General features: G+C 65.3%; 12 protein-coding genes. 9 read left to right on the top strand and 3 right to left on the bottom strand.

Annotation, left to right across the window (positions count from 1 at the left end):
- The first annotated feature begins 77 nt into the window (after positions 1-77).
- The 5 genes from ACZ1J6_RS10170 to ACZ1J6_RS10150 all read left to right on the top strand — a co-directional run bounded on the left by ACZ1J6_RS10170 (position 78) and on the right by ACZ1J6_RS10150 (position 4201).
- Entirely contained in the window at positions 78-971 is an 894-nt protein-coding gene (locus ACZ1J6_RS10170) for a LysR family transcriptional regulator (RefSeq protein WP_132262399.1), read from the top strand.
- A 37-nt stretch (positions 972-1008) separates the two neighbouring features.
- Complete coding sequence (locus ACZ1J6_RS10165; protein WP_132262398.1) at positions 1009-1500, top strand: flavin reductase family protein; 492 nt, start codon at positions 1009-1011, stop codon at positions 1498-1500.
- 104 nt (positions 1501-1604) lie between these two features.
- Positions 1605-2357: an SDR family NAD(P)-dependent oxidoreductase gene (locus ACZ1J6_RS10160; protein WP_431566563.1), complete on the top strand. Its 753-nt coding sequence runs from the start codon at positions 1605-1607 to the stop codon at positions 2355-2357.
- A 63-nt stretch (positions 2358-2420) separates the two neighbouring features.
- Positions 2421-3227, top strand: a complete 807-nt coding sequence (locus ACZ1J6_RS10155; protein ID WP_431566562.1) for an alpha/beta fold hydrolase — start codon at positions 2421-2423, stop codon at positions 3225-3227.
- Between the two features lie 53 nt (positions 3228-3280).
- Positions 3281-4201, top strand: a complete 921-nt coding sequence (locus ACZ1J6_RS10150; RefSeq protein WP_431566561.1) for a TIGR03619 family F420-dependent LLM class oxidoreductase — start codon at positions 3281-3283, stop codon at positions 4199-4201.
- Positions 4202-4285: 84 nt separating this feature from the next.
- Here the strand turns inward: ACZ1J6_RS10150 and ACZ1J6_RS10145 are convergent, their stop codons facing one another.
- A complete protein-coding gene (locus ACZ1J6_RS10145; protein ID WP_431566560.1) occupies positions 4286-6583 on the bottom strand; it encodes a TonB-dependent receptor in 2298 nt (765 codons plus the stop codon).
- 250 nt (positions 6584-6833) lie between these two features.
- Between ACZ1J6_RS10145 and ACZ1J6_RS10140 the strand changes: the two genes are divergently transcribed.
- Both ACZ1J6_RS10140 and ACZ1J6_RS10135 read left to right on the top strand, forming a co-directional pair.
- Complete coding sequence (locus ACZ1J6_RS10140; RefSeq protein WP_431566559.1) at positions 6834-7238, top strand: Zn-ribbon domain-containing OB-fold protein; 405 nt, start codon at positions 6834-6836, stop codon at positions 7236-7238.
- Positions 7238-8407 (top strand): thiolase family protein, encoded by a 1170-nt coding sequence (locus ACZ1J6_RS10135; protein WP_431566558.1) that lies wholly within the window; start codon positions 7238-7240, stop codon positions 8405-8407. Before ACZ1J6_RS10140 ends, ACZ1J6_RS10135 begins: the two co-directional genes overlap by 1 nt.
- Positions 8408-8455: 48 nt before the next feature.
- Here ACZ1J6_RS10135 and ACZ1J6_RS10130 read toward each other — a convergent pair whose 3' ends face one another.
- Complete coding sequence (locus tag ACZ1J6_RS10130) at positions 8456-9646, bottom strand: acyltransferase family protein (protein ID WP_132262387.1); 1191 nt, start codon at positions 9644-9646, stop codon at positions 8456-8458.
- A gap of 167 nt (positions 9647-9813) precedes the next feature.
- On the opposite strand from ACZ1J6_RS10130, the gene ACZ1J6_RS10125 reads away from it, so the two are divergent.
- A complete protein-coding gene (locus ACZ1J6_RS10125) occupies positions 9814-10824 on the top strand; it encodes a LacI family DNA-binding transcriptional regulator (RefSeq protein ID WP_431566557.1) in 1011 nt (336 codons plus the stop codon).
- A gap of 123 nt (positions 10825-10947) precedes the next feature.
- A complete protein-coding gene (locus tag ACZ1J6_RS10120; RefSeq protein WP_465128077.1) occupies positions 10948-11904 on the top strand; it encodes a GGDEF domain-containing protein in 957 nt (318 codons plus the stop codon).
- Between the two features lie 37 nt (positions 11905-11941).
- Here the strand turns inward: ACZ1J6_RS10120 and ACZ1J6_RS10115 are convergent, their stop codons facing one another.
- Positions 11942-12724 carry an SDR family NAD(P)-dependent oxidoreductase gene (locus ACZ1J6_RS10115; RefSeq protein WP_134092768.1) on the bottom strand — a complete coding sequence of 261 codons (783 nt, stop codon included), beginning with the start codon at positions 12722-12724 and terminating at the stop codon, positions 11942-11944.
- Between the last annotated feature and the right edge of the window lie 109 nt (positions 12725-12833).

The following is a 12833-nucleotide window of genomic DNA, read 5'->3' as shown; positions in this document are numbered from 1 at the left end:
CCATCGATAACTGCACATTTGCAGCCCCGAGGACCATTTCCCGCAGTGACGATACCTTGACGATACCTTTTGGGACGATGCCCTCGATCGACTGGAGCGACTACCAGGCCTTTCTCGCCATCGCCCGGGCGGGACAGCTCGCGGGTGCCGCCCGCACGCTGGGCGTGGATCCCACGACGGTCGGCCGCCGGTTGCGCCGGCTCGAAGCCTCGCTGGGCACTGCCCTGTTCGAACAGACCCGCAGCGGCCAGGAACTGACCGAGGCGGGAGAAGCGCTGCTGTCCTCGGTGGAAGCCATGGCCAGCGCCGCCGGACGCATCGCGGAACAGGCCGGCGGGAACGACGGGCTTTACGGCACCTTGCGGATCAGCACGTCCGAGGGCTTCGGGTGCTGGTTCCTGGCCCGCCACTTGCCACGCTTCCAGGCCGCGCATCCGCGGCTCGCCATCGACCTCGTCGCCTCCAGCGGCTTTCTCAGTCCCACCCGGCGCGAGGCGGATGTCGCTATCATGCTGTCGCGCCCGCGCACCGGGCCGCTGGTGGCGCACAAGCTGTCGGACTACACGCTCGCGCTTTACGGCACGCACGATTACCTCGCGGCCCACGGTACGCCCTCGCGGCCGGCTGACCTGCTGGATGGCCATGCGCTGGTCGGTTATATCCCGGACCTCATCTACTCCCCCGAACTGCGCTATCTCGACGAAATCCAGCCCGGCCTGAAGGCGGCGATCCGCTCCCCCAGCATCACCGCGCAGCAAAGCTTGGTGGCCAGCGGTGCCGGACTGGGCGTGCTGCCCTGCTTCATGGCCGAATCCGATCCCCGCCTGGTGGCCGTGCTGCCGGAAAAGCGCATCCTGCGCAGCTTCTGGTTCGTCACGCATCAGGACATCCGCAAGTTGCCGCGGGTCGTGGCATTTCGCCAGTGGCTTGACGAAACCGCCCTGCGCATGGAGGGGATACTGAAGCCCTGACTTGCCCAAGGCTCCAACCGACAGGATGAACGACCCAGTGACGACAACGACCATCGATCCGGCCGAATTCCGCAAGGTGCTGGGCAGCTATCCCACCGGCGTCTGTGTGATCACCGCGCTCGACGAGGACCGGCCCACCGGCATGGTGGTCGGCTCCTTCACTTCGGTTTCGCTCGATCCGCCGCTGGTGGGCTTCTTCCCCGATCGGAAGAGCACTTCCTGGCCGCTGATCGAGAAGGCCGGGCACTTCTGCGTCAATGTCCTGGCCAGCGACCAGGCCGACGTGTGCCGCGCCGTCACGGCCAAGGGCGACCAGAAGTTCGTGGGCGTGGACTACATCGTTTCCGACCACAACCTGCCGATCATCGCCGATTCGATCGCCGCCATCGAATGCCGGCTCTATTCGGTGACCGAGGCGGGCGACCATTGGTTCGTGCTGGGCGAAGTCCTGCGCATGGAAGCCGTGCGGGAAGACGATCCCATGCTGTTCCACAAGGGCCGCTACGGCGGTTTCGCGGAGCGGATGTAAACGCACCCGAATCCGCCGAGGCGAATTCGGCGCGCTCGGCTTGACTTGACCCGCCCCTGTTGTTCACCCGTTCAGCACAGCAGGATGCTTGCGGGAGAGAATGCATGACACGTTCGCTTGAAGGCAAAGTCGCCGTCGTCACCGGCGGCGGCTCGGGGATCGGACGCGGCATTGCCCGGCGGCTGGCCGAAGACAAGGCGGCCATCGCGGTATGGGACCTCAATCCCGAAGGCGCGGCGGAAACCGTGCGGATGATCGAGGACGAAGGCGGCAAGGCACTGGCCCTCACCGCCGACTGCGCCGACAAGGCGGCGATCCAGGCTGCGGCGCAGGAAACCCGCAGCAAGCTGGGTCCGATCACCATTCTCGTCAACAATGCCGGCATCGCGCCTTTCACCCCGTTCATGGACATCGGCGAGGACGAGTTCGACAAGGTGATCCGCATCAATCTCAAGGGCCCGTGGCTGGTCACCAAGGAGATCGTGCCGGACATGCTGGCAGCCCAGTGGGGGCGGATCATCAACATCACTTCCTCGTCCACGCAGTCCGGCTCCTTTGCGCAAAGCCACTACGTTTCCTCGAAAGGTGGCCTGCTCGGCATGACCAAGGCCCTTGCCATGGAGCTTGGCGGCACGGGCATCACGGCCAACATGATCCCGCCCGGATCGATCGACACACCCATGCTGCGCCAGGCGCCTATCGATGCCGAGACTTACGGCAAGACCCTGCCGGTGAAGCGCCTGGGGCAAGTGGCGGACATTGCCGCCGCCGCCGCGTTCCTCGCCTCCGAAGAAGCGAGCTACATGACCGGGCAGACCATCAGCACCAATGGCGGGCGCTACATGGGTTCCGCCTGATAAGGATCGTGCGGGGCGATTGGAGCAGTGCAGGACGGCGGCGAAGACGCTAGCTTCCGTGTCATGACACAGGACTTCAGCATCGAGATCGGTACGACGACCCCTTGCCAGGCCACCCTGGCAGGGGGTCAACGCAGCGGCACGGGCACGCCGCTCGTCCTGGTGCATGGCTTCGGCGGCTCCCGGCACGACTGGGAGCCCGTCACGGCCGCCCTCCCCGATGACCTGCCGCTGATCGCCTACGACCAGCGCGGTTTCGGTGATTCCCATGGTGAAGCCGGAGCGCCCTTTTCGCACTCGGACGATCTGCTTGCCCTGCTGGATGCGCTCGAACTGGAACGGGCCGATCTGTGCGGCCTGTCGCTGGGGGGCGGCACCGTGCTCAACTTTGCCCTGAACCATCCCGAGCGGGTGCGCCGACTGGTGCTGGTGAGCCCGCTCATGGTCGGCTGGTCGTGGAGCGCCGACTGGATCGAACGCTGGAAGGCCATCGGGCGCGCCGCGCGAGGGGGCGAAATGGCAGCGGCGCGCGACCTCTGGTTGCAGCATCCGCTGTTCGACACGGCCCGCGACGGCCCGAACGCCGCGCGGCTGCGCGCGGGGATCGCCGCGTTCCACGGGCGCCAGTGGGTGCAGGACGACCAGAAACCCGAAATGCCCGATGTAGACCGGCTTTCCGCGCTGGCCCTGCCCACGCTCCTCCTGACCGGCAGCCGCGACACCGAGGATTTCCGCCTGATGGCCGAGTTGATCGATGCCGCCGGGAGGGACGTGACCCGGATCGAGCACCCCGGCGCCGGCCATTTGCTCAATCTCGAATTGCCGCAGCAGATCGCCCGTGAAATCGCGGGCTTCATCGGGAGAGGCTAGCCGCCCTCCCGCTTCCCCCAATCGCCATTGGTCCGGTTACCAGGAGACCCCGCATGAAGCTCGCTTTCGCCATGCCGCATATGCTGGAACTGAAGGCGACGATGCAGCCCTGGGAGACGGCCGTGACCGGCGCCGACCAGACGGCGCTGGCCAAATGGGCGGAAAAGCTGGGGTTCGAGATGATCGCCGTGCCCGAGCATCACGCGATTCCGCGGGATCATGTCGCCCTGTCCGGCGCTTTCTATTTCAGTGCCTTCACCGCGATGAGCCACTTCGCCGGCGCGACCGAGCGGCTGAGGGTCAATTCCTGCATCGCCATCCTGCCCGCCCAGCACCCGATCGTGACGGCCAAGGCGCTCGCGACCATGGACTGGCTTTCCTCCGGGAGGGTCACGGTTACTTTTGCAGTCGGCTGGCTGGAGGAGGAGTTCGCGCTGCTCGGAATTCCGTTCCACGAGCGCGGAGCGATGGCGGACGAATATATCCAGGCCATCATCGCCCTCTGGACTCAGGAAAACCCTGAATTCGAGGGCAAGTACGTGTCCTTCCGCGATCTGGCCTTCGAGCCCAAGCCGGTGCAGAAACCGCATATCCCGGTGTGGTTCGGCGGCGATGCCGATGCCGTATTGCGGCGTACCGCGCGCCATGCGCAAGGCTGGTGGCCCTTCCTCACCAAGCCGGAGACGATCCCCGAGCGACTGGATTTCATCCGCTCCCAGCCGGACTACAACGGCCGCCTGGAAGACGTATTCTACGGTATCTCCACCGCCCGCGTGGGCGAGGGTCACAAGGTCCTGGACGATCCCCGCGCCCGGCCCGGCCAGTCGAAGGACGAGCTGATCGCGCGGCTGGGCGAACTCTCCCGGCTGGGCGTGACCTGGAGTTCGGTTCCGATCCCTCCGCTCTCCGGTATCGAAGCCTACCGTGACTACACCCAGTGGATCGCCGAGGAGATCATGCCCGCGGTGCGATAGGAGTTCCGATGGTTTCGGGTGGTGCGGCCTGACGACCGCACCACCCGTTTACCGGATCCGACTGGACCGATCGGAACGTCCCGATCAGAACTTGCCGGAGAACGAAGCGCCGATCACGCGGGGTTCGTTGAACACGGCGGCCATGTAGTTCTCGATCACACCCTTGAGGTTCTTCTCATTGGTGATGTTGCGCGCGAAGGCCGCGATTTCGTACTGGCCGCCTGCGGCCGAGTAACCGATCTTGAGGCCGCCTTCGAAATCGCCCTTCGAGTAGAACTCCTTGGTCTTGTAGAGCACAAAGTTGGTGTAGCCCTGCCACATCCAGTCGGTGGCCGCGAACAGCGAGCCGCCATTGCCCAACGGCACGTCATAGCGCGCGGTGACATTGGCGGTGTACTTCGGCGCATTCGGCAGCGGATTGCCGTCGATCTGCGCAAAAGTGCCGCGCGCATTGGTGATCGTCGGGTCCTCGACCGTGCAGACGACGACGCCGTTGAGCGCGCAGACCTGGGCGTAGACGTTCTTGTCCTTGATCTCGGTGTGGAGCAGGCTGAGCCCGGCCGTCAGCGAGAGGTTGGGGATCGGACGTGCCTCCAGTTCCGCTTCCATGCCGTAGGCCTCGGCCTTGTCGGCATTGAACAGGACGCCGTTGCCGTCGCTGTCGTTACCGTTCAGCTGGATGTCCTTCACCCGGTAGGCAAAGCCCGAAAGGTTGAAGCGCACCCGGTTGTTCAGCAGGCTGGTCTTGATGCCGGCCTCGCCCGAAAGGATCGTTTCCGAATCCGCCGTGGTGAAGTCCGAGTTGAACACCGCCGAACGGCCCTGGATGGTCGGACCGCGGAAACCACGCGCGACGCGCGCGTAGACGTTGACGTCCGGGTTGACCTGGTAGTTCACGCTGACATCCCAGCTCGGCTCCTCGCCCGAGAGACGCACGTAGCGACGCCCCCGGTAAGTCACCGCGCCGGCCGCCGTGTCCGCGGTCTTGAGCAGACGCGTCTTCTTCGTGTCCTTGGTATAGCGCCCGCCGGCGGTGACCGTCAGACCCTCGGCCAGCTCGTAGCTCGCCTGGCCGAACACGGCCCAGCTGGTGTTCTGGTTGCGCAGGCGCACCCAGTTGTTGGGGTTGTTGGCCGGCGGCGTCAGGAAGTAGGCGCGCTGATAGAACTCGGTGATGTCGCGCTGGTCGAACCACATGCCGCCCACCTGCCACTTGAAGCGGGTGTCGCCATTGCTGGACAAGCGCAGTTCCTGGCTCAGCTGGTCGAGATCGCGCACGTTGCCCTGCGACTGGCCATAGCCGTTGGCCACGCCGTTCACCGGATAGTCCGCCGCCGCGCCGCCGTCGGTATCGCCGCGGCTATAGCCCGAAGTCGATTCCCAGGCGCTGATGGAGGTCAGCGTGACCGGGCCGAAGTCCATGGCGATGCGGCTGGAGGCGCCATAGGTATCGTAGGCCTGCGGATTGTTGTGCGCCTCGTCCAGGGCGATCTTGTCGCGCGGTTCCTGGCTTACGTCGTTCGAACCCTTGGTAAACGCGGCGCGGTGGAAGATCGTGGACGTGCCCTCGTATTTGCGGGCATGGAAGCTCGTCAGCATCGAGAAGCCCGAGCCGGTGGGCGCCAGCAGCAACTGGATGCGGGCGTCGCGCTCCTCGAAGCCGCCCATCGCATCCTTCTTGGGCGAGACGGTGCCATCGGCGCTGGGGCCGCTGTAGGTGTTGTCGATCCAGTCGTCACGGCGCTGGTAGAGCCCGGAAACGCGGACGGCCAGGACGTCCTGGATGATCGGTCCGCCAACGCCGGCGTCCACGTTCACCGAGTTGTATTCGCCGTAGCTGGCGCTGGCGCGGCCGGTCCAGCGGTCGGTCGTGGGCTTGATCGTGTCGATCTTGATGATGCCGGCCGTCGTGTTGCGGCCGAACAGCGAGCCTTGCGGGCCGCGCAGAACTTCCACCTGGTCCATGTCGTAGACCGGGTTGGACTTCAGCACGACGTGCTCCAGCACGACATCGTCCTGGATGATCGACACCGGCTGCGATGCGCCGAGATAGAAGTCGATATTGCCGAGACCGCGAATGTAGAAACGGGGGAAGATGCGGCCCGTGGTCGTTTCCGCGTAGAGGCCGGGTACGCGGCCCGACAGCGCAAGAATATCGTCGCCCGCAGCCTGGAAGCTGCGCAGCTGGTCACCGCCGACAACGCCCACCGAGATCGGCACCTGCTGGAGGTTCTCGGTGCGTCGCTCCGCCGTGACGACGATATCGCCAAGCCCTTCGCTGGGGGGCGCCGCGTCCTGGGCGAAAGCATGGGCGGAAATACAAATGGCACCCAGACCACAGGTCAGATGCAGAGCCTTTTTGGCGATGACTTTCGTGGACACGTCGCATTCCCTATTGGTTGAAAAACCGGCCGGGCGAGTACTTGTCCGCAATGACAGTCTTGTTACCGATTTTTGGGGGATATGTTGGCGGCAACGCAAATCCGCTCCAAATCAACTTTTTCCACATCGGATTTTCAACGGTTTGCGACATTTGCGCAACGCCCGCGCCCCCGCGATCAATCCCCTCCCCTGCTTGACGCAGACCCATGCGGCGCGGAATTTCGGCGCCTAAAAGGGAGAGGCTCCGGACATGAATTTACCCAGGCCCCGGCCCCGGCTGGATCAGGAAAACACCGCGTTCTGGACCGGCGGCGGCGAAGGCAGGCTCAACATCGTCCATTGCGGGGACTGCGGAAAATTCACCCATCCCCCGCGCCTGCTGTGCCGCCACTGCCAGTCGGAAAACGTCGCCCCGCAGGCCGTGCCCGGCACCGGCACGATCGACAGTTTCACGATCAATCACCAGCCCTGGGCCAAGGGGCTGGAAGTGCCCTACGTGATCGCCCGCGTGAAGCTGGACGGGGCGCCGGGGGTCTATCTGACCACCAATATCGTCGGCTGCCCGGTGGAAGCCGTGGACTTCGAGGACCGCGTCCGCGTCGTTTTCGAGGAACAGGACGGCGTCTTCTATCCCCTCTTCGAGAAAGCGGACTGATGCCCAGCAAGGAAGCCTATATTACCGGCGTCGGCCAGTCCGAAGTCGGGGTGCGCTTGCCGCGCCATCCGCTATTGCTGACCGTGGACGCCGTGCGCGAGGCGCTCGACGATGCCGGCCTCACGCTCGACCAGATCGACGGGGTCTTCACGTATCCCGGCAAGATGGCCGGCTATACCGCCTTTTCCCCGATCGCCAGCGAGGACCTGATCGAGGTTCTGGGCATCAAGTCGAAATGGCACATGGGTGCGATGGAGCAGCCGGCCCAACTCTCGGCCATCGGCGTGGCGGCCATGGCGGTGAAGCAGGGTCTGTGCCGCCATGTCATCTGTTTCCGCACGGTCTACGAAGCGGGCGGCATGGCCGATCCGGCCCAGTACATGGCGGGCGCGAAGCAGGACACCGTCAGCGGCAGTTCCCAGTGGACCAGCCCCTTTTGGGCCACTTCGGCCGCCTGCTGGACGGCGCAATATGCGGCACGGCACATGCACCGCTACGGCCTGACGCGCGAACAGCTTGGCCAGATCGCCATCAACGGATCGAGAAACGCCATGGCGAACCCGCGCGCGCGCGCGATCACCAAGGAAGAACTGACGCTCGAAAAGTACATGGCCGCGCGCATGGTGACCACGCCGCTCTGCCTTTACGATTGCGACCGGTTTTCCGACGCCTCGACCGTGGTGATCGTTTCGGCCGAAGACGCGCTGGACGAAGTCTCCGCCAAGCCGATCCGCATCGCCGCCATGTCAGGCTCTGTCGATCGCTATTCCTGGGATCAGGTGGAGGAGTTCGCCGCTTACGAGACCGGCGCCGACCTCTGGAAGCGGACGGACTACACCACTGCCGACGTCGACACGGTGCAGTTCTACGACGGCTTCGCCTTCCTGCCGATCACCTGGCTCGAAGGCCTAGGCTTCTGCGAAAAGGGCGAAGGCGGCCGCTTCATCGAGGGCGGGACGCGGATCGCGCGCGACGGGGAATTACCGCTGAACACGTTCGGAGGCCAGCTCGGCGCCGGACGCCTGCATGGCTTCGGTTTCGCGCATGAGGCCGTGACCCAGCTGCGCGGCAAAGGCGGCGAGAGACAGATCGCCGGCGACCCGAAAGTGGCCGTCGCCACCTCCGGCGGCGGTCCGATGGCTGCGGCGCTGCTGCTGACGCGGGAATGATCGGCGGTTCCGGCCTCGCGAGAGGTCGGAACCGTTTGCTCGTGGGAGTCAGCCTGCCGAAGCGAGGGCAGGCTTCTGCTCTTCGGCCGTGCCCCGCCGGCGCTGCCGCTTGAGCCCGATCAGCGGACGCAGCGGCCCTATCTCGCGCCCGATCAGGTAGAACAGCCAGGAACCCCCGGCCACTGCCGCACAGAGCGTGAGGAATTCCGCCAGGGCGCCAAGGCCCATGTCGCGAATGCCATAGCTGACGAAAACCATCACGGTCTGATGGGCGATGTAGATCGGGAAGACCGCCTCCACCAAAGTCGCACGCCAGCGGTTATCGAAGTTCCAGAAGCGATCGGCGATACCGAAGAGCGCGATCACCGTTCCCCAGCACTGGACGGACTTGGCGAAGGACAACGGCTCCTGCCAGGCCGCGGGCGTCGGCACATTGCCGGGATAGAGCAGCGTGTCGCCGATCACCCAGGCATAGCCGGCGATGCCGAGCGCAAGGGCGAGCTTCCACTGGCGGGCAATGGCCTCGCGGATGGGGTCCGAACCGCGCAGCAGGAATCCAAACAGGAACATGCCGAAATAGTGCAGGTGCGCGCCGCGGTCCTGGAGGAAATTATGGATGTCGGTCCAGCCGTAAGGAAGCATGCGGATCGCGAAGATCAGCCCGATTCCCAGCGGCAGCAAGGCCGGTCCCGAGAGCAGACGCTCGGCACCCCGGCGCAGTGCCGCGCGCCAGCTTCCGGGCAGGAGCATCAGTCCGGCGCAGAGCACCAGCGTGTAAGCCAGCAGATAGATCACGAACCACATGTGCATCGTGGCCGGGAGGATCTCGTATCCCACTTTATGGAACCGGAAGGCATCGTAAAGCAGGAAGTAACCATATCCATGGTCGTACCCGCTATTGACCAGCCCCATGTAGGGCTGGGGCGGCACCACCACGGTCAGGCCGAAAAGCAGAGGGATTCCAAGGCGCAGGATGCGGCTCTTGAGGAAGGCCCGATTGTCGCCGTCTTTCTTGAGAAGCGCGGCGCTGGCATAGCCGGAAATCGCAAAGAGCAGCGCCAGACGCCAGGCGCTGAGGCCGAGCAGCGGAATTTCCGCCCAGCTCACCACACCGCGCGTGGGCGTCTGATAACCCCACGGCGTGAACGAAAAACCGACATGGTAGAAGATCAGCAGAACGAACGCGCCGATGCGCAGCCAATCCATTCCATAGTGGCGTTGCGACGGGGCGAGCTTCATCTTTCTCCGGTGGGGTGGGCGGTTCCGCCAGCTGCGGAAGCACGGCCCACTTAGGGATTTCGCGCCTTTTCTGCAATGACACGGTTGTAACAGGTCGTCGCAGGCACATCTCCGGATCGGATCGGACTGTGCTTGGAAGCGCATGCGCGGGGCGACATGATGTTGAAATGCCACCGCCGCGCCTTACCATGGACGATGTCGCCCGCCTTGCCGGCGTATCCCGAAAAACCGTCAGCCGCCTCGTCAATGGCAGCGCATCCGTAGGCCCTGCTACCCGCGCGCGCATCCTGGCCGCGATGAAGGAGCTGGGCTTCGACCACCGCCTGTTTCCGCTACCCGGTAACGCCGCCGACCCTGCCATGGCCACACTCGCGCTGTTCCACGACGGCAGCGACCCCGCCCTCGCCGCTATCGTGGAAACGGCGATAATGGAGTTTCTGGGCGACGATGACCCGGTCATGACGCCCTGGCTCCTGCGCGAACAGCCGCTTGCGGGCCTGAAGGCCTTTCTTGAACGCCGCCGCCCCCAGGGCGCCATCTTCCTTCCTCCGCTCTCGGCTCGGGAGGATCTTGCCCACGCATGTGCCGATGCAGGGGCAGGCTGTGCGCGCCTCGGCCATCCCGGTCTTGCCTGCGACGATCGCACCGCCATGGCGCAGCTCGTCCACTGGCTCTCAGCCGAAGGACACCGCCGGATCGGTCTCGTTTCGAACAGCGACAATTCGCTATCCGGGCGCCTGCGCGAACAGGGGTTTCTCGAGGCTATCGCGGATCGCCGCCTGACCGGACCCCTGCTGGTGGTGGCGGGAGACGGCTCGTGCGAATCCGGCCGTGCCGCGGCGCACCTCCTGTTCGACGTCAGCCCCCGGCCCAGCGCGATCATCGCCGCCACTGACGAAATGGCTGCCGGCGTCCTTCAGGCCGCGGTGCAAGCCGGTCTGGCAGTGCCGCAGGACCTTTCCGTCGCCGGTTTCGAGGACATGCCCATCGCCGCCAGAACCGCACCTGCCCTCACCTCGATGCGCATTCCCTGGGACGAAATCGCGCGGGAGGCCGTAAGCAGGCTGACCGGCAATGACACGGATCGCCATACCTTCGCGGCCGATCTGGTCGTGCGCGAATCGGTTCGCGGCGTCGATGCAGACCATGCTCTCACCCTTGCCCGTCCTCTCGCCTGACCCCGTCCCGCCTCACGGGAGGCGCCAAGCCGTTCGGCATGGTTAGCAATGCTTTTACACTAAGGGATTAAACGGGTTACGGGCTCCCGTCCGGGACATGCCTTCCGCCGAGGATCGGTTCTCTTGAAGCACGCGATCGTTTCATCCCTGTTGGACCCTGTCCAGCCGCAGACCCGGCCCTCCACGCCTGTCGCGAACCAGGAGGCACAGCTCTATGCCCAGGCTGCCGCGCTCACCGAAATGGGCGCCTGGTCCTGCGACCTCTCGACGCAGGCCCTGACCTGGACCGAAGGCGTGTTCAACATCTTCGGCGCCCCGGCCGACCGACCGATGGACCGGCGCGAGACTCTGGATTTCTACACCGAGGAATCGCGTGCCTTGCTCGCGCAGCTTCGCGCCAAGGCGATCGAGGAAGGTTCGGGCTTCACCATGGACGCCCAGATCCTGCGCGGTGACGGCGAAGTCCGCTGGATGCGAATAACCGCTGCCACGCGCGTCGAACGCGGCCGGGCGACCACCCTCTACGGCATGAAGCAGGACATAACCGAAGAGCGCCTGCGCTGGGAACGCCTGCGCCATCTGGCCGAGAACGATGCCCTCACCGGCCTTTCCAACCGCGCCTGCTTTCACGCCGAATTTCTCGATCGGCCTGCGGGAAGCGAAGGTCTTTGCGAGATCGGCGCGCTTGTGCTGTTCGACCTCAACGGCTTCAAGACGGTCAACGACGCCTGGGGCCATGCAGCCGGCGACGCCTGCCTGAGCGACTTTGCGCGCCGCCTTCGCCGCACATTCCCCGAAGCGCGCCTGATTGCCCGGATCGGCGGCGACGAGTTCGCCATGATCCTCGACCGCAGCGCTTCGTCCGCCGCGCTGGAAAGCTCCGTGCGCCACCGATTGCCAGCACTGATGTCGCCGGTGGTCTGGCAGGGCCATTCCCTGCCGCTCGGCGCGAGTGCGGGAATGGCCGCGCCCGCCCTCGCAGGCGTGGTCGATCCGGAGGCGCTGTTCCACCAGGCCGATGCCGCGCTCTATGCCGCGAAACGGCGCGGCGGCAACCAGCTCTGCACAGCCGGAACCTGACCGCCTCCGCGCGAAAGGCCGAGCGGAGCCACCTGCCCTATTGCCCTTCCGGTTCCACCCATGTCGTGCGGGTGACGCGCGGCGAGAGATATTTCGTCGCCGTCCAGCCGCCATCGACGACGATCGACTGGCCATTGATCATCTCGCTCCCCGGCAGGCAGAGAAACGCGATCACCGAAGCGATATCCTCGGGCTGGGCGAGCCGCGGATAAGGCGTGGTCTCCACATTGCTGCGCTTGAACGTCTCGTCCTCGAAACGGTGGCGGACCATGTCGGTCATCGTCACGCCCGGCGCCACGCAGTTGGAGCGGATGCCGCGCGGCCCATATTCACAGGCCATGTGCTCGGTGAGCGACTTCAGGCCGCCCTTCGCCGCGGAATAGGCGCCCCCGCGCCTTCCGCCGATATGGGCGAACGTACTGGTGACATTGACCACGCTGGCCCCTTCGGAAAGGTGCGGCATGACATCGCGGCAGAGCCGGAACGGGGCAACCAACATGATATCGAGGAAACCGTCGAGCGCTTCGTCGTCAGTCTCGTCGAGCGGCTTGGGACTGCCCACGCCCGCGTTGTTGACCAGGGCATCGATCCGCCCGAACCGCTCCAGCGCGGCAGCAACCACGGCTTTCGGCGCGGCCGGATCGGTCAGATCGGCGCTGATCGCCAGGACGTGATCGGGATTGCCGATCTCCGCCTCCAAGGTCGCCAGCTTGTCCCTGCTTCGCCCGACGCCGACCACGGCAAAGCCCTCGCGGTGGAGAATTTTCGCGGTCTCCAGCCCGATGCCACTGCCTGCCCCGGTGATGATCGCCGTCTTCATCGCATGCTCCCGTCCATCGTCTTCCGCTTTCGGCTAGGCGTTTTCGGCGGGCCGGATAAGCCCGGCCGGGCGAAGGCGATGCTTGATCGTCGCTGCGATAAGCGGGGCT

Source organism: Novosphingobium sp. BL-S-21 (assembly GCF_055521655.1).
The sequence above is the reverse complement of the archived record's forward strand: the minus strand, read 5'-3'. Positions and strand labels throughout refer to the sequence as shown.